The organism is Arthrobacter glacialis (genome assembly GCF_002909415.1).
Classification (GTDB): Bacteria; Actinomycetota; Actinomycetes; order Actinomycetales; family Micrococcaceae; genus Specibacter; species Specibacter glacialis.
Map to the genome: position 1 here is coordinate 74,135 of NZ_PPXB01000008.1, position 24,058 is coordinate 98,192.

18 protein-coding genes and 1 tRNA gene are annotated in these 24,058 nt (G+C 61.1%); 14 read left to right on the forward strand and 5 right to left on the reverse strand.

The window, feature by feature from the left end:
• Window positions 1-256: 256 nt before the first annotated feature.
• The 3 genes from CVS28_RS11290 (at window position 257) to CVS28_RS11300 (ending at window position 4,638) form a co-directional block, all read left to right on the forward strand.
• Entirely contained in the window at window positions 257-1,285 is a 1,029-nt protein-coding gene (locus tag CVS28_RS11290) for a YlbL family protein (protein WP_243399844.1), read from the forward strand.
• A 111-nt stretch (window positions 1,286-1,396) separates the two neighbouring features.
• The gene (locus CVS28_RS11295; protein WP_243399845.1) at window positions 1,397-4,387 is read left to right on the forward strand and encodes a UPF0182 family membrane protein; all 2,991 of its coding nucleotides are present in this window, start codon (window positions 1,397-1,399) and stop codon (window positions 4,385-4,387) included.
• A 174-nt stretch (window positions 4,388-4,561) separates the two neighbouring features.
• Window positions 4,562-4,638, forward strand: a tRNA-Met gene (locus CVS28_RS11300).
• Between the two features lie 147 nt (window positions 4,639-4,785).
• Here CVS28_RS11300 and CVS28_RS11305 read toward each other — a convergent pair.
• Entirely contained in the window at window positions 4,786-6,594 is a 1,809-nt protein-coding gene (locus CVS28_RS11305; RefSeq protein ID WP_103481573.1) for an SLC13 family permease, read from the reverse strand.
• Window positions 6,595-6,793: 199 nt separating this feature from the next.
• On the opposite strand from CVS28_RS11305, the gene CVS28_RS11310 reads away from it, so the two are divergent.
• The 4 genes from CVS28_RS11310 (at window position 6,794) to cls (ending at window position 11,862) form a co-directional block, all read left to right on the forward strand.
• A complete protein-coding gene (locus CVS28_RS11310) occupies window positions 6,794-7,171 on the forward strand; it encodes an SHOCT domain-containing protein (RefSeq protein WP_103466979.1) in 378 nt (125 codons plus the stop codon).
• Window positions 7,172-7,202: 31 nt separating this feature from the next.
• Window positions 7,203-8,756: an AbgT family transporter gene (locus tag CVS28_RS11315; protein WP_243399846.1), complete on the forward strand. Its 1,554-nt coding sequence runs from the start codon at window positions 7,203-7,205 to the stop codon at window positions 8,754-8,756.
• Window positions 8,757-8,792: 36 nt separating this feature from the next.
• On the forward strand, window positions 8,793-10,295 hold the full coding sequence (locus CVS28_RS11320; RefSeq protein ID WP_243399847.1) for a leucyl aminopeptidase: 1,503 nt from the start codon (window positions 8,793-8,795) through the stop codon (window positions 10,293-10,295).
• Window positions 10,296-10,395: 100 nt separating this feature from the next.
• Entirely contained in the window at window positions 10,396-11,862 is a 1,467-nt protein-coding gene (gene cls, locus CVS28_RS11325) for a cardiolipin synthase (protein WP_103481632.1), read from the forward strand.
• 208 nt (window positions 11,863-12,070) lie between these two features.
• Here cls and CVS28_RS11330 read toward each other — a convergent pair whose 3' ends face one another.
• From CVS28_RS11330 to CVS28_RS11340, 3 genes are all read right to left on the reverse strand, one after another.
• Window positions 12,071-13,234 carry an AI-2E family transporter gene (locus tag CVS28_RS11330; protein WP_103467632.1) on the reverse strand — a complete coding sequence of 388 codons (1,164 nt, stop codon included), beginning with the start codon at window positions 13,232-13,234 and terminating at the stop codon, window positions 12,071-12,073.
• Window positions 13,235-13,702: 468 nt separating this feature from the next.
• Window positions 13,703-14,371, reverse strand: coding sequence for a TetR/AcrR family transcriptional regulator (locus CVS28_RS11335; RefSeq protein ID WP_207767605.1), 669 nt, complete (start codon window positions 14,369-14,371; stop codon window positions 13,703-13,705).
• Complete coding sequence (locus CVS28_RS11340; protein ID WP_207797197.1) at window positions 14,368-15,228, reverse strand: enoyl-CoA hydratase-related protein; 861 nt, start codon at window positions 15,226-15,228, stop codon at window positions 14,368-14,370. Before CVS28_RS11340 ends, CVS28_RS11335 begins: the two co-directional genes overlap by 4 nt.
• 79 nt (window positions 15,229-15,307) lie before the next feature.
• On the opposite strand from CVS28_RS11340, the gene CVS28_RS11345 reads away from it, so the two are divergent.
• The 5 genes from CVS28_RS11345 (at window position 15,308) to CVS28_RS11365 (ending at window position 20,966) form a co-directional block, all read left to right on the forward strand.
• Window positions 15,308-15,490, forward strand: coding sequence for a hypothetical protein (locus tag CVS28_RS11345; protein ID WP_103481576.1), 183 nt, complete (start codon window positions 15,308-15,310; stop codon window positions 15,488-15,490).
• Window positions 15,491-15,589: 99 nt separating this feature from the next.
• Window positions 15,590-16,807, forward strand: a complete 1,218-nt coding sequence (locus tag CVS28_RS11350) for an acetyl-CoA C-acetyltransferase (RefSeq protein WP_103481577.1) — start codon at window positions 15,590-15,592, stop codon at window positions 16,805-16,807.
• 3 nt (window positions 16,808-16,810) lie between these two features.
• Window positions 16,811-18,979 carry a 3-hydroxyacyl-CoA dehydrogenase NAD-binding domain-containing protein gene (locus CVS28_RS11355; protein WP_103481578.1) on the forward strand — a complete coding sequence of 723 codons (2,169 nt, stop codon included), beginning with the start codon at window positions 16,811-16,813 and terminating at the stop codon, window positions 18,977-18,979.
• The gene (locus tag CVS28_RS11360) at window positions 18,979-19,839 is read left to right on the forward strand and encodes a crotonase/enoyl-CoA hydratase family protein (protein WP_103481579.1); all 861 of its coding nucleotides are present in this window, start codon (window positions 18,979-18,981) and stop codon (window positions 19,837-19,839) included. Before CVS28_RS11355 ends, CVS28_RS11360 begins: the two co-directional genes overlap by 1 nt.
• A gap of 74 nt (window positions 19,840-19,913) precedes the next feature.
• The gene (locus CVS28_RS11365) at window positions 19,914-20,966 is read left to right on the forward strand and encodes an MBL fold metallo-hydrolase (RefSeq protein ID WP_103481580.1); all 1,053 of its coding nucleotides are present in this window, start codon (window positions 19,914-19,916) and stop codon (window positions 20,964-20,966) included.
• Between the two features lie 168 nt (window positions 20,967-21,134).
• Here CVS28_RS11365 and CVS28_RS11370 read toward each other — a convergent pair whose 3' ends face one another.
• Window positions 21,135-21,671 (reverse strand): MarR family winged helix-turn-helix transcriptional regulator, encoded by a 537-nt coding sequence (locus CVS28_RS11370; protein WP_243399848.1) that lies wholly within the window; start codon window positions 21,669-21,671, stop codon window positions 21,135-21,137.
• 259 nt (window positions 21,672-21,930) lie between these two features.
• Between CVS28_RS11370 and CVS28_RS11375 the strand changes: the two genes are divergently transcribed.
• Both CVS28_RS11375 and CVS28_RS11380 read left to right on the forward strand, forming a co-directional pair.
• Window positions 21,931-22,884, forward strand: coding sequence for a cytochrome b/b6 domain-containing protein (locus CVS28_RS11375; RefSeq protein WP_103481581.1), 954 nt, complete (start codon window positions 21,931-21,933; stop codon window positions 22,882-22,884).
• 37 nt (window positions 22,885-22,921) lie between these two features.
• Window positions 22,922-24,058, forward strand: coding sequence for an acyl-CoA dehydrogenase family protein (locus CVS28_RS11380; RefSeq protein ID WP_103464725.1), 1,137 nt, complete (start codon window positions 22,922-22,924; stop codon window positions 24,056-24,058).

A 24,058-nucleotide genomic window follows, 5' to 3' on the forward strand; every position in this document is an offset into this window, starting at 1 on the left:
CGCCCCGTGGCAGGCGCCTGTTCGCTACAGGCAAAGGGTTTTTGGCCCTTGGCCACGGACGGAACTATTCACTGCGTGCTCTCAGCTTGGGCACATGGGCAGCACAATTAGACACAGTAAGCTTAGTGGTTGGCGCCTGATTTCTGACGGGTTCCAGCGAGGCCCAAAAGAGCTTGGAAAGGTCACAGCTTTGAGCCAGGAGATACTAGAGACAGCCACGTCACCGAGCACCGGTCGGGACAAAAGATTCCCCCTCATGCTTGTCTCCGGGGCCCTGTCGGTGGTGCTGGCGGTGGCAGCCATGACCATCCCGGTCCCGTATGTTGTTGAGTCGCCGGGCCCCGCCATCAATACGATCGGCACCTTTAACGGCAAACCCATCATCACCATCTCGGGCCACGAAAACTTCCCCGCCACCTCCGGCAGCCTGGACCTCACCACTGTCCACCTCACCGGCGGCCTGCCCGACAGCCGGATCAGCTTCTTCGACGCGCTCCAGTCGTGGCTCACGCCGTCGCACACCCTCTACCCTGCCGAGCTTATCTACGCCCCGGGGGTCAGCCAGGAAACTGTCAACAGTGAGAATTCCGCCGCCATGACGGGTTCCCAGGAAAATGCCACGGCCGCAGCACTGACGGCCCTGAGCATCCCTTTCGAATCCAGTTTGACAGTGGCGTCGATCCCGGCCGATGGTGCCGCCTCGGGCATCCTGAAGCCCGACGACGTCCTGCTCACCGTAGGGGGGCGGAAATTCACTGACCTGTCAGTGGTGCAGGAGGTGCTCGCCGAGGGCAAGGGCGCCCCTGTGGAGCTGACTGTGTTGCGGGACGGGGTGGAGAAGACTGTCTCTGTGACACCAAAACTCGGTGAGGCCGGCAAGTACTTGTTGGGCATCTCCACGCAAAACACGTTCAAGTTTCCCTTCGAGGTCAAGATTTCCCTGGAAAACGTTGGCGGACCCAGTGCGGGCATGATTTTTGCGCTCGGCATCATGGACAATCTGACACCCGGGGAGCTCACGGGCGGCAAGAAGTTTGCCGGCACGGGCACCATCGACCCGGCAGGCAAGGTCGGCGGCATTGGCGGGATCGCCCAAAAAATGGTGGGCGCCCAGCAAAACGGGGCCGACTACTTCCTGGCGCCGGGCGCCAACTGTGGCGATGTTGTGGGGCATATTCCCAACGGGCTGCAGGTTATCAAGGTCGATACGCTTGAAGAAGCCTATGACGCGGTCTCCCTGATTGGTTCGGGCAAAGACGGTTCGGCGCTGCCGAGCTGCACGTAACAATTGCGCATCATATGGAACTTTGATTGTGAGCTGTTCGTGGCAACAAGAGAGAGTACTAAGTAGTAGCACCTGCATTTTCAGTTCCACCACTTGAGTTAGAGGTAGAGAGTGACATCCCGCCCAGCCCCGCCGCCGAGTAATTCCGTCCGGCCCAAGCGCCGCAGCGCCCTACTACCAACCATCATTGTGGTGGCGGCGCTGGTGGTTGGTGTTGTGCTTTTCTCCGGCGTCTACACCGATCTGCTCTGGTTCGGTCAGATCGGATATTCCGAAGTTTTCTGGACTGAGCGCATTGCCAAGTTGGTGATCTTCTTCGCAGGCTTCCTCATCATGGCGCTGGCGGTGTTCTTCTCCATCCGCGTGGCATACCGGGCCCGGCCCATCTACGCCCCGGACAGTGCCCGTGAGGACAACCTCAACCGCTACCAAATGCAGCTGGAACCCATCCGCCGCGTGGTGATGATTGGCATTCCTGTGGTCTTTGGTTTGTTCGCCGGGACCGCAGCCATGGCCCAGTGGGAAAAGGTCATGCTTTTCCTGTACCAGGTGCCATTTGGCAGCACTGACCCCCAGTTCGGCATGGACATCAGCTTCTACACCAACACGCTGCCTTTCCTTGGCTTTGCTGTGGGGATGCTCATTAGCGCCACCGTCATAGCCTTCATTGCCGGGCTGCTGACGCACTACCTCTATGGTGCAATCCGCCTCACCGAGCGTGGCATCTTCACCTCCCGCGCCGCCCAGATCCACATTGCCGTCATGGTGGGAATCTTCCTGATCCTGCTGGGCGTCAACTTCTGGTTGGGCCGTTTCGCCACGTTGCAGGACAACGGCGGCTACCGTGCAGGTGCCATGTTCACTGATGTGAATGCCGTAATCCCCACCAAAGCGATCTTGGCTGCCGCCGCCATCATTGTTGCGATCTTGTTTATTGTGGCCGCGTTCATCGGCAAGTGGAAGCTTCCTCTCATTGGCGCCGGCATGCTGGCCGTAACGGCCATTGTGGCTGGCGGAATCTACCCCTTGGCCGTTCAGGAATGGCAGGTGAAGCCTTCCGAAGGTGACGTGGAACTGCCGTACATTGCGCGCAACATTGAGATGACCCGCAACGCGTATGGACTCGCCGACATGGAAGTCACCCCTTACAACGCAACCACGACGGCGGAGGCTGGTGCCCTGCGCAAGGACGCCGACACTGCTGCCAACATCCGCTTGCTTGACCCGAACCTGATGTCCTCCACCTTTGCCCAGCTGGAACAGTTCCGCCCGTACTACAAGTTCCCCAAGACCTTGAATGTGGACAGGTACACCGTTGACGGCAAGGTCCAGGACGCAGTTATTGCTGTGCGTGAACTGAACCCCCAGGGCATCAACCCCAACCAGCAGAGCTGGTACAACCAACATTTGGTGTACACCCACGGCTACGGCATGGTGGCAGCCTATGCCAACAGGGCTACATCTGATGGCAAACCCGATTTCATGCAGTCCGGAGTGCCTTCCACTGGCGTGCTCGGTACTGACACCAGCTACCAGCCGCGCATCTACTTTGGCCAGTCAACCACCGACTACTCCATTGTGGGCGCGCCAGATGGAACCGCTCCCATTGAACTGGACCGCCCGCAGGGAAGTTCAACAACCACCGGAAGCGACGATCCTGCCTCCGAGGCGCTGACAACCTTCACCGGCGACGCCGGCCCCAATCTGGGCAACTGGTTCAACCGCCTGATGTACGCCTTGAAGTTCCAGTCAACGGATTTACTGCTAACCAATGGTGTCAATGAGAAGTCGCAGATCCTCTACGACAGGACCCCGGCAGAACGTGTTGCCAAGGTTGCCCCGTACCTGACCCTGGACAGCAACCCGTACCCGGCCATCGTTGACGGCAAGGTTAAGTGGATTGTGGATGGCTACACCACCAGCTCCTACTACCCGTACTCGCAGCAGCAGCAACTTCAGGAGGCCACCACTGACTCCCTGACGGCTGCCAACGGCGTGGCCCCGCTGCCCAACGCCTCGGTCAACTACATCCGCAACTCGGTTAAAGCCACAGTGGATGCTTATGACGGTTCGGTGGAGCTGTTTGCTTGGGATGCGCAGGATCCCATCCTGAAGTCCTGGCAGAACGTTTTCCCCACCACTGTTAAGCCGTTCTCGGAAATGTCCGGGGACCTGATGGCCCACGTGCGCTACCCGGAGGACCTCTTCAAGGTCCAGCGTGAGCTCATGGGCCGCTACCACGTCACCGATGCCAGGGACTTCTTCAAGAACACGCTGGCGTGGAGCGTGCCGGATGACCCCACCACGCCAGCCAAAGACAAGCAGCCGCCGTACTACATGTCCTTGAAGATGCCAGGGAAAGACAAGACAGCGTTCTCGCTGACCACCGACTTCATCCCGCAGGAAGTTCAAAACACGGACTCCCGCAACATTCTCTACGGTTTCATGGCGGCCAACGGTGATGCCGGCAATGTCAAGGGCGTCAAGAGCCCCGACTATGGCAAGTTGCAATTGCTTGAACTTCCGGACGCTACCCAGGTGCCAGGGCCGGGCCAGGTTCAAAATACCTTCCAATCAAATACCGAGGTATCGGAGCAGTTGAACGTGCTCAAGCTGGGCCAGTCGGATGTCATCAACGGCAACCTGCTGACCCTCCCCATGGGTGGCGGCATGCTCTACGTGCAGCCCGTGTATGTGAAATCCACGGGATCCACCTCTTACCCCACCTTGCAGAAGGTTCTGGTGGCCTTCGGTAACAGCATTGGGTATGCGGACACTCTCAACGAGGCATTGGACAAACTCTTTGGAGGTGACTCCGGTGCCACCGCAGGTGACGCCGGCATTGACAAGGGCACAGGTTCAGGCGGAAGCTCCACTGGTACGGGCACGCCCTCGAGTACCAACCCCGCACTGACCAAGGCCCTCAACGACGCAAACGCCGCCCTGAAGGCAGGCCAGGCAGCGTTGGCCAAGGGTGACTTTGCAGCCTACGGCGAAGCCCAGAAGACTCTGGAGGCTGCACTCACTGCGGCCCTGGCAGCTGAGGGTGTGTCCGGAACGCCTGTACCGGCTCCCACGGCTACGCCGAGTGCAGCACCCTAGCTCCGGCGTCGAAGGTTCATGAGAAAGGCCCTGTCACTTGTGGTGACGGGGCTTTTTTCTGTGCCCTTGCCGGGTGAAATCTGCGTAAACACGGGGCAAACCGGAGGGGAGACGAAGGTCACGTGCTTTCAGTTTGGCACCCGGGGCGGGGGCAGCGTAAAGTAATAATCACATCGCGGGGTGGAGCAGTTCGGTAGCTCGCCGGGCTCATAACCCGGAGGTCACAGGTTCAAATCCTGTCCCCGCAACCATGGAAAAGAAAGTCCCTGATCTTCGGATCGGGGACTTTCTTGTTTCCCCACCGTCTATGACGCAGTAGTTGCATTGGAAAGCGCATTCCGATGGGAAATTGCTGCACCTACTGCGTCATAGACGGGGCCGGAATCCGACGGGCGGAATCAGAAGGGCCAGAAGACTGGCACCAGGAACACCGCCACAGCCACGTACAAGGACATGATGACCAGGCCAAACTTCCAATAGTCGCCAAACTTGTACCCCGCCGGGCGCATGATCATCATGTTGGCGGGGGTGGCAATGGGTGTCAGCAGGGCCGCTGCCGAGGCCACGCTGACGCACATCAATACGGTGAGCGCGGACAAACCGGCCTCGTTGGCCACTGACAAGGCGATCGGGATGATGATCAGGGCAGTGGCCGTGTTGCTAATGAGCTGGCCCAAGACGGCTGTGACAACAAAAATGCCGAGCAACAGCAGATAGGGGCTGCTGCCACCGGTGAGGTAGACAATGCCGTTGGCCAACATTTCCGCCGTACCAGTCTTGGTGATGGCCGCTGAGAGCGGGATCATGCCTGCGACCAGAATCAGGGTTTGCCAAGACATGGACCTGTGCGCCTGCCCCATGGTGACCACACGGGTCAGGACCATGGCCATGGCGGCCAAGAGTGCTGCCACTGATGCCGGGACAATGTTGGTGGTCATCATCACCACCATGGCTGCCAGGATGATGAGCGCGGGAATGGCGCCAGGACCCAACGGCACCGTTTGCCGGCGGATGGCGTCGGGGGAGTCAACCAGCAACACGTTTTGGTCGCGGGTGTGCTGATCCAATGAGTTCCAGCTTCCCTGCAGCAGCAAGGTGTCGCCAGCTTTGACTTGGTTTGCGCCGGACTCCGGGGACTTGCCGGCTCGCTGGTGCGCCAAGACCACCAAGGAACCACTCTCAGTGACCATGCCCGGGTAAACACTTGTGTCAATCAAATTTGAGCGGGGCGCCACCAAGACTTCAGCCACTCCGAACGACTTGCTCACCAAGCCGCACGCAACGTCACTTCCATGGGTGGTATCCACTGCCATCTCGTGTTCCAGCGCAAAATCGGCAATGTCGCTTGCCGTGCCGCGCACCACGAGGTAGTTACCGGCACCCAACACATCTGAAGAGAGCGGCTTGCCGGCTGCGTTTTGCACGCTGAGCAGGTGCACCCCGCCGCGGGTGGCGGGCAGCACCCCGGCTATCTTGTCGCCAACGTGGCCGCTTCCCACCGGAACCAGAAGACGCACCAGTTCATGCTCGGCTGGCCAGTAGTGTCCCAACAGAACCCGTGGATGGTCACTGAGGTCCTTGGGTGAGTCCTCGGGAACCCGTTGCGGCAGGAGTTTGGGCCCCAAATAGATAGCCACCACAATGGTGCCTATCAGCAAGGGCAAGCCAACAAGTGCAAACTCGAAGAAGCCAATACCCCGGCCGGTGGAGTCGATGGCTGCTTCCAGAATCAAAATATTCACAGGAGAACCAGTCAAGACAAGCAAGGAGCCAGCGTGGGCGGCGAAGGCCATGGGCATGAGCAATTGGCCAGGCTCCCGGCCCAGTCGCACAGCCAAAACCACCACCATGGGCAGCAGGGCGGCAACCGCGCCATTCACACTGATAATTGCTGTGAGAAGCGCCGTAAACAGCATGATCAGGGCAATGAGGCGGGGCCTGCTGTCGCCGGCGAACTTCACCAGCAAGCCACCCATCCAGGTGGTGATTCCGGCAGCATCAATGGATTCAGCAACCACGAAGAGCGCCGCAATCAGAATGACTGTCTGAGAACCGAAGCCTGAAAATGCGTCATCAATTCCAATGATTCCTGTGGCGAAGAGAATCAACGCAACACCGATGGCCACTATCTCCACGGGGATTTTGTTCCATACGAATATGACAACGGTGATTGCCAGAATTGTCAGCATGACAGCGATTTCGCTCATAGGCACAGGCTAACTTCTTTGGTGGGCGCATAACAATTTTAACGCCGCCCCAAACCGTTGAGACATTGTGATCTGACAATGAACTTCACCGGCCCATCAACTGCTAATCTAACAAAGAAACGCGGCTCTTTGAGCGTCGTGAATTACTTTCTGGACACCAATAGTGTGCCCATTCCGTTCTACCAATATTGGGGTAACAATGAACTTCCTTGAAACACTTTGGTCCATCATTATCTTCTTCTTGTTCTTGTCCTACCTCATACTGCTGTTCCAGATTGTCGCCGACCTTTTCCGTGACTCCAAGCTTTCCGGCTGGATGAAGGTTGTGTGGATCATTGGTCTGGTTGTGCTGCCGTTCCTGACCGCACTGGTTTACATCATCGCCCGTGGCCAGGGCATGACTGAGCGCAGCATCGCCCAGGTGAACCAGGCGCAGAAGGAAACTGAGGAGTACGTTCGCCGCGTGGCTCACACCCAGAGCCCCGCCGAGCAGATCGCCGCTGCGAAGGCATTGCTAGACGCCGGAACCATCACGGAGGGCGAGTACGCACAGCTCAAGGCCAAGGCTCTGGTCTAAGCAACATAGTAAGGATTGGGGAGAACACATCATGGCCGAAAAGATGGCGGAACTTAAACCGCAAAAAAAGTCATTTCTTGAGAAGTTTCTGACAGGTGTGGAAGTAGTGGGAGATAAAGTCCCGCATCCTGCCGTCATCTTTTTGATCCTTATTGGCTTGGTCATGGTGTTGTCGGTGATCTTCTCCTGGGCCGGTGCCAGCGCCACGTTCCAGAGCGCCAACATCGTCACAGGAGAGATCGACGACGTCACCACCAAGGTGCGCAGCCTTCTGGACGCCGATGGAATCCGTTTCCTTTTCACCTCCATGGTCACCAACTTCACCAACTTTGGTGTTGTCGGCGTGATCTTGGTGGCGATGCTCGGTGTGGGCCTCGCTGAGGAAGCCGGACTGATTTCCGCCCTGATCCGCAAATTGGTGCTGGTCACGCACCCAAGCATGATCACCTTTGTGATTGTGCTTCTGGGTGTCATCTCCAGCATTGCCACCGATGCCGGCTACATGGTGCTGATCCCGCTGGGTGCAGCGATCTACCACTCCTTGGGCAGGCATCCGCTGGCCGGCCTTGCCGCAGCGTTCTCCGGTGTCGCTGCGGGCTTTGGTGTCAACGTTTTGATCACCCCGCTCGATGGCATGCTCACGGAGGTCACCAACGAGGCCATCCACATGATGGACCCGGCCCGGAACCTGGATGTAACGGCGAACCTGTACTTCAGCATCGCCTCCACCATTCTGGTAACCATCGTTTGCACCGTGCTGACGGACAAATTCGTGGAACCCCGCCTGGGTGTCTATGAAGGTCCGTCAGCCGGGCACGAGGACGGTGCACTTGACCCTGCGGAGAAGAAGGGCCTGACATGGGCCATGTTCACAGGTCTTGGCATCGCCGCCGTCGTGCTTCTGCTCTCGCTGCCGTCCTGGGGACCGCTGCGCAACCCGGAGACAGGCTCCTTGATTGTTGCCGCACCCTTGATGGACAGCATCATCTTCCTCGTCATGATCGTCTTCCTTGGCTGCGGCATCGCCTACGGCTTGGGCGCTGGCACCATCAAAAACAGCATGGACATCATCAACCCGATTGTGAAGACCTTTGCCAATCTTGCGGGCCTGATCTTCTTGCTGCTGGTCATCGCCCAGTTCATCGCCTACTTTGCCTACACAAACCTGGCAACAGTGGGTGCCGTGGGCATGGCCGACTGGTTGGAAACTTCCGGCTTTGGACCGGTTCCGCTGTTGATCGGCTTTGTTATTGTGGCCCTGATCATCGACATTCTGATGCCCGGCGGGCTGCCCGCCTGGGCCATTCTTGCCCCGATCTTCGTACCCCTGTTCATGCGCCTGGGCATTGAGCCCGAGGCCGTGCTGGCCGCCTACCGCGTGGGCGATTCACCCATGAACATCGTCACACCGCTCATGCCATACTTCGCTATGATCGTGGTGTTCGCCCAAAAGTACCGCCCCAAGTCAGGCGTTGGCACCATTGTGGCCATGATGCTGCCCTACACAGTGGTCTTGATTGTGGTGTGGACGACGTTCCTGGTGCTCTGGTTTGTCACAGGCATCCCCTGGGGCCCCGCAAGCTAGCAAGCGTTTCATTACGAGAGAAAAGGTTTTCCCCTGGTGCATACGCCCATTAAATTGATTCCCGAATCGTACAACCCGGCCCCCTCGCTGCAGCTTGATCCGGCCGTGTCTGCCCCGGATGCGCCTGCTGACGCCACAACCGCCGTCGGATACTTTGTGTCCACTGACGGTGACGCACCTGCCGAACTTGGCTTGGGCAAGGAGGCCCTGGCAGCTGCCGGGTTCACCGGCGCAGCTGGCCAGACACTGGTCATTCCCCGTGCAGATGCGACGGCGGCAGTTGCGGTGGGTGCCGGAGCCGGTGCCACCCGCACGGCCGACGAGCTGCGCGACGCTGCCGCCGCGTTCGCCCGTGCCGCGGCCCGCCATGCCAAGCTGGCCCTGATCCTCCCGGCTGGCCACGGGCTCGACGGCGCACTGGCCGCCCAGGTTGTCGTGGAAGGCGCCCTGCTGGCCCGGTACCGTTTCAATGCCCTGCAGACGGCTCCCAAGGATGTCACCGTCGAGAGCCTTGACGTGGTGGGCGCCGGCGACGGCGCAGCAGCCGGTGCGGCCCGCGGAAAGGTGCTGGCCCGTTCTGCCGCTCTGGCCCGCGATCTGGCCAACAACCCGCCCGGGCACCTCACGGCCACCGAATATGCTGACTTTGCCACGGAGCAGGGCCCCTCGTTTGGGCTGACGGTGGAAACGTTCGACAAAGCTGCGCTCATTGAACTCGGTTGCGGCGGGCTGCTCGGCGTGAATGCCGGCAGCTTCGAGGAACCGCGCATGATTGTGCTGCGGTACAAACCGGCGGGTGTCCCCACAGCCCACCTGGCCCTGGTGGGCAAAGGCATCATGTATGACTCCGGCGGAATCAGCCTGAAGCCATCAGATCCTATGCACCTGGCCATGAAAATGGACATGGCAGGTTCCGCTGCGGTGCTGGCCGCCATGACGGGGCTGCGCGATCTGGGTGCCACCGCCGAGGTCAGCGCCTGGTTGATGTGCACCGACAACATGCCCTCCGGCACGGCAACCAAGCTCGGCGACGTGCTCACAGCCCGCAATGGCAAAACGGTTGAGGTCAAGAACACCGACGCCGAAGGCCGCCTGGTCATGATGGATGCCCTGTGCCTGGCCATGGAAGAAACCCCTGACGCCATTGTGGATGTCGCCACGCTAACCGGTGCCGCCATGGCTGCCCTGGGCACCTTGGTGGGTGCTGTCATTGGCAACAGCCAGGACTTGGTGGACCAGGTCACGGCGTCGGCGCAGGCAACGGGGGAGTCGGCGTGGCAGCTGCCGCTGGAGACACGGTACCTGCCCCAGCTGAAATCGGACATTGCCGATATCTCCAACATGGGCGGCCCCACAGCCGGGGCCATCACCGCGGCGCTGTTCCTGTCCGAATTCGTCAAGGGCACGCCCTGGGCGCACCTGGACATTGCCGGGACCATGAAGAGCGACACCGACGATTCCTGGCGCCCCCGCGGCGCAACAGGGTATGGCACACGGCTGTTGAGCGATTTGATGCTGAATTTCGCCAAGGTTTCCTAACCGGCTTGCCCTAGACTGCTAGAACCATTGAGGAGCAACGGCGGACTCGCATGAGTCCGCCGTTGCTCGTTTTTCATGAGGGAGATACCTGTTCGTGAGCATCCTGGATTGGTTCAGCGACGCCAATCATCTTGCCTGGGTCCTGCTAGCCCTGCACGTGATTCTTGGCGCCGTGGCAGTTGCCTATATTTCCGCACGACGCCGGCCGGCAACTGCCATCGCGTGGATGCTGACCATCATCTTCATCCCTTTCATCGGGATCATCGCCTTTTTTCTGGTGGGCTACAACCGGCTGCCCAGGGCCCGTCGCGACAAGCAAAAGCATGTCAACGAGCTGATCCTGGACCGTACCGAGGGGTTTGACCAGCTCAGCCATCGGGAGGACTGGCCGCACGGCCTGGGCACCCTTGTGACCCTCAACAACACCTTGGGTGCGCTGCCCATGGTGGGAGGCAACGGCGTCGAACTTCTCCCCGACTATCACGGCTCGATCGCCGCCATGGCCAAGGAAATCGACGCCGCCCAAAGCTACGTGCACGTGGAGTTTTACATTCTGGTGCACGACGCGGCGACCAAGCCGTTCTTTGATGCGCTGGAACGGGCCTGCCTGCGCGGGGTGAAAGTGCGGGTGCTCAGCGACCATCTGGCGGCCGTCATGAACCCGGGCCGGAAGGAAACGCTGGCCGTGCTGGCCGCCATGGGTGCCGAATACCATGCCATGCTGCCGCTGCGGCCGTGGCGGGGCCAATGGCAGCGGATCGATCTGCGCAACCACCGGAAATTGCTCGTGGTTGACGGGGTGGTGGGCTTCACCGGATCGCAAAACCTGGTCCACGAGAGCTACAACAAGAAGAAGAACATTGCGCGCGGGCTGCGCTGGCACGAGTTGATGATGCGCGTGCACGGGCCAGTGGTGCGCGAGCTCGACGCCGTGTTCGTCACCGACTGGTTCAGCGAGACCGAGGTTTTATTGGAGCTGGACACCTCACCCGTTGTCATGGACCCGGCCCCGCACCTGGTGGATGCGCAGGTGGTTCCCAGCGGGCCGAGCTTTGAGAATGACAACAACCTGAAACTCTTTGTCTCCATGATCCACCAGGCCACCGAACGGGTCAGCATCACCAGCCCGTACTTTGTGCCGGAGGACTCGGTGCTGCTGGCCATCATCACAGCGGCCGGGCGCGGCCTGGACGTGGAGCTGTTTGTGTCGGAGATTGGCGACCAGGCCATGGTCTACCATGCGCAGCGATCGTACTACGAGGCGCTGCTGCGGGCCGGGGTGAAAATTTACCTGTACAAGGCCCCGGAGGTGCTGCATTCCAAGCATTTCAGCATTGACTCCGATGTTGCAGTGATTGGCTCCTCCAACATGGATATTCGATCTTTCTCGTTGAACATGGAGATCTCCGTGTTGATCCACAGTGCCTCCTTTGTGACGCAAATGCGTGCCGTGGAGGACGGCTACCGGGCCAACAGCCGGCAGCTGGAACTCGCAGACTGGGTCAAGCGCCCGTCGTGGGAGAAGTTCTGGGACAGTGCGGCCCGACTGACGTCAAACCTGCAATAGTCCCCAGACGCTGCCACTCCTCCCTCCCTTCAGGCGCTCCTTCACATATGGGGGTCGTTTTCGGCAACGCTCCTTCACATACGGGGTGGTTTTCGGGATCGCTCGCTCGCTCGGGGCGAGAGCGTTCGTGGAAATGGCCCCGTTGCTGAGCGAGGGTTGCCAGAAAGGGCCCCGGAAGTGAAGGAGCGTCTGTTGTGGGCGGGAGGGGTCAGACGCCGGGGGACTCCTGGCCGGACTTCCTTGCCTTTTCTCCCTTGGCGACCTTGGCTGTTTTCGCCGCAGCCCGTTGGGCCGCCAGCATGGCCTTTGACTCGGTCACATCGCCGATGAAGGGCCGCAACCAGGCGGATTGCGGGTGCGAGTCAATCAGGATCGCCCGCGCGAACAGCGACAACGGCACGGCCATCAACGCGCCCAGCGGTCCCAGCAGGGCAGACCAGAAGATGACTGACAGGAACGTCAGGGTCATGTTCAGATTCACTGAGCCGGAGACGAACTTGGGCTGGATGATGGACTGGATGAGCGAGTTGATGACCCCGTAAAAGGCCACCACAGCTATGAAGGACGGCAGCCCGCCAGCCAGCAGGGCCATGATGGCTGCCGGGACCAGACTGATCCAAAACCCAATGAACGGTATGAATCCGCAGACAAAGGCCAGCAGCGCCCACAGACCTGCCCCCGGCACGCCCAGTGCCAGCAACAAAATGAGGTTCAGCACGGCCACAATGGCCCCGAAAATGGTGGTCATGACCATGAAGGAACGGGACAGCTTGGCGAAGTTTCCCAACGCTTCAACCACGGGAGCCCGTTTTTCCTTCACCACGGCAAGGATGGTGGGGAAATAGGTGGCGTCAATGCTCATGAACATCACCAGCAGCAACAAGAAAACAGTCCCGGAGCCAACATTCATGACACTGCCAAGCAAGCTGTATGCGGTATCCAGCAAAACCCGCAGATCAACGGATTCCACCAGTGCGCGGACCTGGTCGTTGCCAATGCCCAAGGTGTCGTGCAGGAACACCATCAAGTCACCGCGCAGCTCGGTGATTTGCGGTGCGAACTGGGGCAGCAGTTGGGTCAACTGCACTGCTGAAACCCAGAGCGAGGCAACAAGGGCGCCAATCATGGCGTACACAGCCAAAATGGTGGAGACGGTGGCCACTGCGGCGGGGACCCCGCGAAGAACGAGGCGTTGTTTAAGCGGATAGACACAAATGGTCAAAACAATCGCCAAAAACACGGGGCCAACAATGGAGGAAATGCGGCTCAGGCCAAAAAGGACAATGACGGCAGCAGCCAAACTTATGAGGACCTTTGTCCCCGATGAATCTTTTTCGGCAACGGGGGTCTCTATCCCACGTGATTCACTCATTGATTATCCATTTCGACACAGCCTCCGCAATACCCCAATGGCATTGAAATGATCTTATCGGGTGGCCGCGGGAACAGTTCCTCCAGCACGATTCTTGGGCAATAATTTGTTCCATTCCCCGCCCATAAGTGAGAGTCGGCTGATGCGCAGACCTCGAAACGAGTGTGGCGCATACACCCCATTCAGGACGCGCTGTCCTTGGCTATGCGCTTCGCTGGCAGCCAGCGGGGCGCAGCTGTGTCACGGGCGCCACGCTAGGTATCAGCAGTGCGCAGAGCCAAGCGAACTCAGGGCATGCGCCACGCCAACCCCCAAGCGGGCGCATAGGCCAACAAATCCCACAGACGGCCACAGATAACCCGAAGGACCCCTTTTAGAGCGCGTTAGGCGGCTTGGATACGAGGCCGCATTCACCCAACTGTTCAACTCACCCTGATTGCGTAGTCGTTGAGGCAGTTGCAGGGATGGCTAGACGGCCGGGACTGCCTTCTCCACAATCACGGCCAGGGTGCTGGCCAGCAGCGCGTGCACCTGTGGACGCGTCAGGGTTTTGCGCAACAGCCATTCGCGTCCGCCGCTGCGGGCTAGCTGCGCATAAATCCGGAACATGGCGCGGATCTGCTCGCGCCCCTCCGTGCGACCGGCCAGTCCGCACGCCTCGATGAGCAGCTCAATGGAATCGTTCTCTGCCGCGATCAGGATGGTCTCCAAATCCGGATCCCGGCCCATGCTCCCGGAACCCAGCGCCAGCCAGGACGTGCCGGATTTCTCCAGCGAATCCAGGAACCAGTCCACTGCCAGGTCAATGCGTTCCTCGAGCGATCCCTCCGGCAGCCGGGCCACGGCAACCGCCGAAACCGTTGAACTGATGCGGATGACCTCCAAATACAGGTTCCGTTTGTTGCCAAAATAGTGGTTGATCAGGCCGCGGGCCACCCCCGCCGCCGCGGCAATGTCGGTTGCCGAGACATCCTCGTAGGGGTTCTCGTTGAACAGTTTTTGGGCACACACAAAGATTTGTTGGCGCCGCTCGTCGGGGTTCAGGCGTTGCCGCCGCATCTGGTGAAGGTCGACGCCGGACACGGCCTTTGCTGCGGACGCCTCGGTTGGCTGCGGGGCTGGGCTGGGTTCGTTCACGGTGTTTGCCCCGCTTCCAGCCAAGGCAGCCATGGCGGCAGGTCTTGCGGGACCTGCAGCGGGAAACGGGGTGGGCGCTTTTCCAGGAATGAGGTGACCCCTTCAACGGCGTCACCGTGTCCGGGGAGCCCAGCAATCAGCTTCGAATCGAGGGCGTGGACGGGGAGGGGGGAGTCCAGGCCGCTGAGGTGGTTGAGCATTTGCTTGATGACTGCGGTGGAAACCGCTGACGTGTTCGCAATGATGTCCCGGGCCAGCGAGTAAGCGGCTTCCAGGACATCCTCGGGTGGGTGCAGGGAGGTGACCAGTCCGGCGTCGAGCGCTTCCTGGGCATCAAAGAGCCGCCCCGTCAGCATCCAGTCGGTGGCCCGGGACATGCCCACCAGGCGCGGCAGGTACCAGACGCTGGCGCCCTCGGGGAAGATACCGCGGCGGCTGAACGGGAAGGAGAAGCGTGAATCATGGGCGGCCAGGCGGAAGTCGCAGGACAGTGTGATGGTGATGCCGCCTCCCACCGAGACGCCGCGCAACGCTGCGATGACCGGCTTGTTCAGCCCAAAGATGGTTTTGGAGCAGCGTCCGGCCGGCTCCTGCCAATCGCCGGCGGGGCTGGCTGGCATGATGGCGTCAAAGCCGCCGCCGCTGAGGTCCGCGCCCACGGAAAAGTCCCTGCCCACGCAACTGAGAACCACCACGGCAACGTCCGGATCGGCGTCGGCGGTGGAGAGTGCATGTTCGAGCTCATGGGCCATGGCCAAGGTGTAGCCGTTGCGGGCCTCGGGACGGTTCAGGCAGAGCGTGGCAATGCCCTCGGCCACCGCATACGTGATGGCTGAATATGTTCCGGAGCTATCCATGGTCATCGCCTTCAAAGAGGAAAGTAAAGACATGCGCCAGCTATTGACACGTTGTCAATAGTCCTGAACTATTGGCGGTATGTCAACAACTAAGTTTTCGTCTGGCTGGATCGATGAAGATCTTCGCGACGGCGACGACCACCCGGTAACGGGTTCCAAAATCTACATCTCCAACGGCCAATCCTGCGACCTGGCGGATCGGTGCCAGCACTTGGCCAGCGCCACTGAGGTCGTGAAGGAACTCATCGCCCGCTCGCTCTAGTCCCCACTGCTCGCAAGTCCCCAGCCGCGAGGGTCCAACATCAAGTTCTGCCACCGCCCTGCCCACACGGGCAGGGACGTCAACGGAAGGAAAGCTCACGTGAGCGAACAACCCGAAGCATTCATCTTTGATGCCATCCGCACCCCGCGCGGCCGCGGGAAGAAGGGCGCACTGCGCGGCACCAAGCCCATCGACCTGGTGGTTGGCCTGATCGACGCCCTGCGGGAGCGGCATCCGGGCTTGGATGAAAATTTGATTGATGACCTGATCCTCGGTGTTGTCTCACCCGTGGGCGATCAGGGCGCCGTCATTGCCCGCACGGCGGTCATCGCCGCCGGATTGCCGGACACCGTGGGCGGTGTGCAGATCAACCGGTTCTGCGCCTCAGGCCTGGAAGCCGTCAATATGGCGGCCCAGAAGGTGCGTTCCGGCTGGGACCAGCTCATCATCGCCGGCGGGGTGGAATCCATGTCCCGCGTGCCCATCGGATCCGACGGCGGCGCCTGGGCCATGGACCCGGCCACCAACTACGACTCCTACTTTGTGCCGCAGGGCGTTGGCGCCGACCTCATTGCCACCATGGAAGGCTTCAGCCGCGAGGACGTGGACGCCTATGCGGTGCGCTCGCAGCAACTCGCCGCACAGGCCTGGGCCCAGGGCCGCTTCGCCAATTCGGTGATCCCGGTCAAGGACCAGAACGGCCTGGTGGTCCTGGCCGTCGATGAGCACATGCGCCCGGAGTCAACGCCGGAATCGCAGGCAACGCTGCGCCCCGCCTTTGCCGTCATGGGCGAGGCTGGCGGCTTTGACGCCGTCGCACTTCAAAAGTTCCATGCCGTGGAGACCATCGATCACGTCCACACGGCGGCGAATTCTTCCGGGATTGTCGACGGCGCGGCCTTGGTTTTGCTGGGCAGCGCCGAGGTTGGTGAGGCGCTGGGCTTGACGCCGCGGGCCCGGATTGTTGCCACGGCCACCTCGGGTGCGGATCCCACCATCATGCTCACAGGCCCCACACCGGCAACCCACAAGCTGCTGGCAACGGCAGGTCTGGGCGTGGCAGACATCGACTTGTTTGAGATCAACGAAGCCTTCGCCTCGGTGGTTTTGAAATACCAAAAAGACTTAGGCATTCCCGATGAGAAGCTCAACGTCAATGGTGGTGCCATCGCCATGGGCCACCCGCTGGGCGCAACGGGGGCCATGATTCTGGGCACCGTGCTGGATGAACTGGAGCGCACCGACAAGCACAGGGCTGTCATCACCTTGTGCATTGGCGGCGGCATGGGTGTAGCAACGTTGATCGAGAGGGTCTAAGCAATGAACCAGAACACGAACACCATTCTTTGGGAGCAGGACGCGGACGGCGTTGTCATCTTGACCATGGACGACCCGAACCAGTCGGCCAACACCATGAACGCCGCCTACACCTCCTCCATGCAGTCAGTGGTGGAGCGCCTGGTGGCGGAAAAGGACTCCATCAGCGGTGTCATTGTGACCTCGGCCAAAAAGACGTTCTTCGCCGGCGGCGAGCTCAAGGACCTGGTGGCAGCCACCCCGGCAGATGCGGAAAAGATCTTTAATCTGGGCCAGCAGATCAAGTCCCAGCTGCGCAGCCTGGAAACCCTTGGCAAGCCAGTGGTGGCCGCCATCAATGGTGCCGCCCTGGGTGGCGGACTGGAAATTGCTTTGGCTACCCACCACAGGATTGCCGCAGACACCGAGGGCTCGGTGCTTGGCCTGCCGGAGGTGACGCTGGGCCTGCTGCCCGGCGGTGGCGGCATTGTCCGCACGGTGCGCCTCATGGGCATTGCCGACGCCACCATGAAGGTGCTCCTGCAGGGGCAGAAGTACAAGCCCCGCAAGGCACTGGAGGTTGGCCTGGTCCACCAGGTGGTGGACACGGTTCAGGAACTGATCCCGGCAGCCAAGGCCTGGATCAAGGCCAACCCGGAGGCCGTCCAGCCCTGGGATGTGCCCAAGTACAGGATTCCCGGCGGCACGCCCAGCACCCCGGCCTTCGCCGCAAATCTTCCCGCATTCCCGGCCAACTTGCGCAAGCAGCTCAAGGGTGCCAACTACCCGGCCCCACGCGCCATCCTGGCCGCCGCCGTCGAAAGTACCCAGGTGGACTTTGACACGGCGCTGGAGATTGAGTCGCGCTACTTTGTGGAGTTGGTGACCGGGCAGGTTTCCACCAACATGATCAAGGCCTTCTTCTTCGACATGGGCCACATCAGCGCAGGCGGCAGCCGCCCTGCAGGCTACCCGAAGTACACGGCCAAGAAGGTTGCCGTGCTGGGGGCCGGCATGATGGGTGCGGGCATTGCCTATGTGTGCGCCCGCGGCGGCATGGACGTGATGCTCAAGGACGTCTCCCTCGAGGCAGCCCAGCGCGGCAAGAACTACTCCAAGACCCTCACGGACAAAGCCGTGGCCAGGGGCCAGTCCAGCCAGGAACAAGCAGATGCCTTGCTGGCCAAAATCACCCCCACCTCCGAGGCCACAGAGCTGGCCGGCTGTGACCTGGTGATTGAGGCAGTCTTTGAAAACGTTGACGTGAAACAAAAGGCCTTCCAGGAAATCCAGGACATTGTTGTAGCGGGTGCGGTGCTTGGTTCCAACACCTCGACCCTGCCCATCACTGCGCTCGCAGAAGGGGTGTGTGCGCAGGAGAACTTCATTGGCCTGCACTTCTTCTCTCCCGTGGACAAGATGCCGCTGCTGGAAATTATCGCCGGCAAAAACACCTCGGATGAGACCCTGGCCAAGGCCTTCGACATCGCGGTGCAGATTCGCAAGACCCCGATTGTTGTCAACGACAGCCGCGGCTTCTTCACCAGCCGCGTCATCGGCACGTTCATGAACGAGGCCATCGCCATGCTGGGCGAGGGCATTGGAGCACCCTCCATCGAACAGGCCGGGCTGCAAGCCGGTTACCCGGCGGCGCCGCTGCAGCTGGCCGATGAGCTGAACCTCACCCTGATGGCCAAGATCCAGAAGGAAACCAAGGCCGGTTTGGAGGCCGACGGCGGTGTGCAAAAGTACCAGCACCATGCGGCCACGGACGTCGTGAACACCATGGTCGACGAGTTCGGGCGCAAAGGCAAGCTCGGCGGTGCAGGTTTTTACAACTACGCCGACGGGCACCGCACCGGACTCTGGGAGGGCCTGAAGGAAACGTATGGCGGCACCGCCGAGATCCCCTTTACGGACATGAAGGAGCGCATGCTTTTTGCCGAGTCCCTAGAAACCGTCAAGTGCCTGGATGAAGGGGTGCTGCGCAGTGTGGAGGATGCGAATATTGGCTCCATCCTGGGCATTGGCTTCCCGGCCTGGACCGGCGGGGTGCTCCAGTACATGAACGGGTACGACGGCGGCCTGGCCGGTTTCGTGGCCAGGTCACGTGAGCTTGCGGCAAGCTATGGCGAGCACTTCCTGCCCCCTGCATCGCTGGTGGCCAAAGCCGAAAACGGTGAGACGTACTGATGGGAAACTCGTCAGGCACCGCCTTCACCCAACCCTGGACGGCGTTCACGGTGGAGCAGGCACCCACGCCGGGTGTCGCCGTCGTCCATCTGACAGGGCCCGGGCGCGGGAACATGATGGGGTTGGCCTTTTGGGCTGAGCTGCCCCAGGTTTTTGCCGCCCTGGACGCTGATGACAGCGTGCGGGCCGTGGTGCTCGCCGGGGTCGGAAGCACTTTCAGCACGGGCTTGGATGTGCAGGAGGTGCTGGGCGGCTGGTTGGGCAGGCTGGGGTCCGGCGCCACGGCGCAGGCTGCCCAGCGCACGGAACTGCTGGGCGTCATCAGGTCGCTGCAGGACGGCGTCACTGCCGTGGCCCGCTGCCGCAAACCGGTGATTGCCGCCATCCACGGCTGGTGCATTGGCGGGGGTGTCGACTTGATCAGCGCCGCGGACGTGCGCCTCGCCTGCGAGGATGCCACGTTCAGTGTCCGGGAGACGCGGCTGGCGATCGTGGCCGACGTCGGAAGCCTGCAGAGATTGCGCGGCATCATTGGCGAGGGTGCGCTGCGCGAGTTGGCGCTGACCGGCAAGGACATCACAGCCGCCAGGGCAGAGAAGATTGGCCTGGTCAATGACGTGTACCCGGATCATGAAACGCTCATGGCGGCTGCCCTGGAAATGGCCGCGGAGATTGCCGCAAACTCGCCGTTGGCGGTGGCTGGAACCAAGGCCGTGCTGAACGAGGACCGAGAAGAAGATGTTGCCCGAGGGCTGAGGCATGTGGCGTTGTGGAACGCGGCGTTCCTGCACAGTGAGGACCTGTTGGAGGCCGTGGCGGCGTTGGGTGAGCGTCGGCCCGGCGTGTTCCACGGCAAGTAAGTTACAGGACAGGGCCGACCCTGCCCGCCGGGCGCCGACACCGACGTTGCAACCATTCTTGAATTCTGGAAGGCATGATGATCACCGTTACAGGGCAGGAACAATTCAAGGCCTGGAAACACAAGGTGCTACCGGCGGTGGAGGAGGTGCGCCCCGGCGTCTGGTCCATTCCCGTGCCGTTCATCAACAACCCCATGCGCTACACCTTGGCCTACTTGTTGGTGGGCGACGGCGAGGCCGCCCTGGTTGACCCGGGCTGGGATTCCGAGGAGGGCTGGGAAATCCTTCAGGCAGGGCTGGCTGCTGCGGGCCTGCAACCGGCGGACATCACCGGGATAGTCGTCACCCACTTCCACCCCGACCATTTGGGCATGGCTGCACGGCTGCGGGCCGCCTCCGGAGCCTGGGTGGCACTGGGTGCTGATGAGCCTCTGGCCGTGCAGTGGCGCGGTGATCCGCAACGGTTTGTGGCCGCGGACAGGGTGCAGTTTGCTGCGTGGGGAGTGCCTGCGGAATTCCTCAATGAGGTCACCTTCAACACTGACACCTGGGCGCAGCTGACAAGTGTTGACCAACCGCAGCGCCGGTTGGCTGATGGGGAACTGCTGCCCATTGCCGGGCTGCGCGTTCGCGTGCTGGCCACCCCGGGCCACACGCCCGGACATATTTGCCTGGTGGATGAGGCCAATCAGCTCATCCTCACGGGTGACCATGTACTGCCGCGCATCACCCCGCATGTTTCCCTCGAGGCCCAAATCCATGCGAATCCGCTGGCCGACTACCTCCAGTCACTGCAGGTCATGGCCGTGGGGGCGGAGACGGAAGTGCTGCCAGCCCACGAGTACAGATTCAGGGGCCTGCCGGAACGTGTGGCTGAGTTGCAAGATCACACCCTTGAGCGCTCCCGCGAAGTGATTGCAGTGTTGGAGTCAGGAACTGCGGCGACGGTCTGGGATGTGTCCAAACAGCTGGGCTGGTCACGAGGATTTGCATCGCTGCGCGGGTTCACCCTCCGTCTGGCGCTCGCCGAAACCGCCAGCCACCTGGTGTATTTGAGTGGGCAGGGGATGGCGGTGGACATCGAAGTCTCCCGTGGCGCCCCGTCCTTGAAGCCGTCCTTGAAATAAGCAGCCCTCAAACAACGCCCGCTCACATACGGGGCGTTATTTCCGAACGCTCGCGCAGCAGCTGTGAGGCGTTTGCCGTGCTCTGCCCGCTTCTGAGCGAGCGTTTGCCGAATTACCCCCGTATGTGAGCGGGCGTTGCTGGGAAAGGCCCCGGATGTGAGCGGGCGTCTAGAGGGGGTCTGGGTATTGGACTGGGGCGGTGAAGTCCCCGGAGGCCTGGCGGAAACGGGCCAGGATTTGTGTCATCTGCACAAGGTCGGCCTGCGGGATCCCGGGCTGGGTAAAAACCTCTGCATTCAGCGCCGCCGTGGCTTCCTCAACCCGCGTCCGCCCGGCGACTGTCAGGACCACCAAGGTTGCCCGGCCGTCGGTTGGATGGGCCTCGCGCCGCACCAGCAGGTCCTTTTCCAGCCTGTCCACAACGCTTGTCACGGAGGTTGGGTGGACCTGGAGCCGGGCGCTGGCACTTGCCATCGGCAGGGCGCCGTCGCGCGTGAAGGACAGCAGGCGCAGCAGCTCGAGCCGAGCGTAGGAAAGACCCAGCGGTTTCAGCACGGAATCAACCCGGCTGTACATGATCTGGTGGGCCCGCATCACGGAGGAAAAGGCCGCCATGGCGTCGGCCGCATCAGCCCAGCCGTGGGCAATCCACTGACGCTTAGCTTCGGCAATGGGATCCATGGGCAGCGGAGAGGCGGGGGACACTGGGTCCTTTCGGGCTGTCGGAACGGATGGGGTGCGGCCACAATCAACCGTCACAACAATTTACTTGGGATACCTAGTAAATGCTAGTACTCCCTAGTACTCTGGGGATTGGCCGCACCTGGCTGGATCTACTGTTACAGCCAATAGCAACATCATTCCCTTCACCTGTTACAAATAGAGACTGTTGCAAACGCAGGATAGTGAAACCGCCCAAGTGGCGGTGGTCCCTTGGAAGTTCTTGAAAGAGGTTTTTTAGACCATGTCGACACCCATCAATAAGCAGGCCAACGGCATTTCGGCACGGTGGAAGGCCCTGGGTCTGTGGGCCAAGGCTGCCGTGGTGGCTGCCGTTTTGGTGCTGGCCCTGCTGGTGGTGGTCCTGGCTGCACGCTGGTTGACCGGCATGGATTCGGTGAAGTCGTTCATGACCACCTACCCGGGGCAATCGGTATTGCCTGAAACAGCACCCGTGGGTATCCCGGCATGGCTGGGCTGGCAGCACTTCTTGAACATGTTCTTCCTGCTGCTGATTATCCGCTCAGGCTGGCAGGTCCGCACCACCAAGCGCCCAACCGCGCATTGGGTGCGCAACAACAAGGGCCTGATCAAAACCAAGAACGCCCCCACCAAAATCAGCCTCGATTTGTGGTTCCACCTGACACTTGATGCGCTGTGGGTGCTCAACGGCTTCATCTTCATTGTGGTGCTGTTTGCCACGGGCCAGTGGATGCGTATTGTGCCCACCAGCTGGGACATCTTCCCCAACGCCATCTCCGCAGCCTTGCAGTACATGTCCCTGGATTGGCCCACCGAGCACGGCTGGGTCAACTACAACGCCCTGCAGCTGCTCACGTACTTCGTCACGGTCTTCATCGCCGCCCCGCTCGCCATCGCCACCGGCATCCGCATGTCAGGGGCCTGGCCCAAGAATGCCCGCACGCTGAACAAGATCTACCCCATCCAGGCGGCACGGGCCATCCACTTCCCGGTCATGCTCTACTTTGTGGCCTTCATCATTGTTCACGTCACGCTGGTTTTGGCCACAGGCGCCTTGCGCAACCTGAACCACATGTACACCTCCAGCGACGTTGTGAACTGGTGGGGATTTGGCATCTTTGCCTTGTCCCTGCTCGTCATGGCGGGCGCCTGGTTTGCCGCACGCCCACTCTTCCTTCGCCCCATCGCATCCCTGATGGGCAAGGTCACCAAATAAGCCAAACCCCCACCGGGGCAACGCATCAGGAGGCACCATGTACCAGCTCACGTCCGATCAAGAGGCGGTGGTGGAAATGGTGCGCGATTTTGCCACCACGGCCCTGGCCCCGCACACGGCCGATTGGGATGAAAACAAACACTTCCCCGTGGACGTGCTGGCCGAGGCTGGTGCCTTGGGCATGGGCGGGATTTATGTGGGCGAGGAGCACGGGGGCTCGGCACTGAGCCGCGCCGACGCCGTGCTGATCTTTGAAGAGCTGGCAGCCGTGGACCCCACCATCGCCGCCTACATCTCCATCCACAACATGGTGGCCTGGATGATCGATGCCTTCGGCAATGACACCCAGCGGGCCACGTGGCTGCCGGGCATCACCGCCATGACGGAGCTGACCAGCTACTGCCTTTCCGAACCGGGGGTTGGCTCCGATGCCGCGGCCATCACCACCTCAGCCGTGCTCGACGGCGAAGATTACGTTCTCAACGGCACCAAACAGTTCATTTCCGGGGCCGGGGCTGCCGCGTGGTACCTGGTCATGGTTCGCACAGCAGATCGAGGCAGCCGCGGGATCACCGCCGTCGTTGTTCCCCATGACGCACCCGGTCTGTCCTTCGGGGCCAATGAAAAGAAGATGGGCTGGCGGGCGCAACCCACCCGTCAGGTGGTGTTTAAGGATGTGCGGATTCCCGTGGCGAACCGGCTGGGGGCCGAGGGCGACGGTTTCGGCATTGCCATGAAGGGCCTCAATGGAGGCCGGGTCAACATTGGGGCCTGCTCCCTGGGTGGTGGCCGGGCGGCGCTGGAAAAGTCCATCGCCTATTTGAAGGAACGGCAGGCATTTGGCGGTCCGCTCATCGAAAAGCAGCACCTGCTCTTTGAAATTGCCCAGATGGACACCGATCTGGAAGTCTCCCGCACCATGCTCATGCGGGCCGCAGACGCCCTGGACACCGGCGCACCGGACACCGTCAAACTGTGCGCCATGGCCAAATTGGTGGCCACCGATGCCGGCTTCCAGGTGGCCAACCAGGCCCTTCAACTCCACGGCGGGTACGGATACCTGAGCGAGTACGGGCTGGAGAAACTGGTCAGGGACTTGCGGGTCCACCAGATCCTTGAGGGCAGCAATGAAATCATGCGCTTGATCGTGGGTCGTCTGGCCGTGGAGCGCTAA

Excerpts from the sequence above, each read along its gene's own strand:
- CVS28_RS11290 (WP_243399844.1), top strand. The coding sequence starts at position 257 with ATGCTTGTCTCCGGGGCCCTGTCGGTGGTGCTGGCGGTGGCAGCCATG.
- CVS28_RS11305 (WP_103481573.1), bottom strand. The coding sequence starts at position 6,594 with ATGAGCGAAATCGCTGTCATGCTGACAATTCTGGCAATCACCGTTGTC.
- CVS28_RS11310 (WP_103466979.1), top strand. The coding sequence starts at position 6,794 with ATGAACTTCCTTGAAACACTTTGGTCCATCATTATCTTCTTCTTGTTC.
- CVS28_RS11315 (WP_243399846.1), top strand. The coding sequence starts at position 7,203 with ATGGCCGAAAAGATGGCGGAACTTAAACCGCAAAAAAAGTCATTTCTT.
- CVS28_RS11330 (WP_103467632.1), bottom strand. The coding sequence starts at position 13,234 with ATGAGTGAATCACGTGGGATAGAGACCCCCGTTGCCGAAAAAGATTCA.
- CVS28_RS11340 (WP_207797197.1), bottom strand. The coding sequence starts at position 15,228 with ATGGATAGCTCCGGAACATATTCAGCCATCACGTATGCGGTGGCCGAG.
- CVS28_RS11345 (WP_103481576.1), top strand. The coding sequence starts at position 15,308 with ATGTCAACAACTAAGTTTTCGTCTGGCTGGATCGATGAAGATCTTCGC.
- CVS28_RS11355 (WP_103481578.1), top strand. The coding sequence starts at position 16,811 with ATGAACCAGAACACGAACACCATTCTTTGGGAGCAGGACGCGGACGGC.
- CVS28_RS11360 (WP_103481579.1), top strand. The coding sequence starts at position 18,979 with ATGGGAAACTCGTCAGGCACCGCCTTCACCCAACCCTGGACGGCGTTC.
- CVS28_RS11365 (WP_103481580.1), top strand. The coding sequence starts at position 19,914 with ATGATGATCACCGTTACAGGGCAGGAACAATTCAAGGCCTGGAAACAC.
- CVS28_RS11375 (WP_103481581.1), top strand. The coding sequence starts at position 21,931 with ATGTCGACACCCATCAATAAGCAGGCCAACGGCATTTCGGCACGGTGG.
- CVS28_RS11380 (WP_103464725.1), top strand. The coding sequence starts at position 22,922 with ATGTACCAGCTCACGTCCGATCAAGAGGCGGTGGTGGAAATGGTGCGC.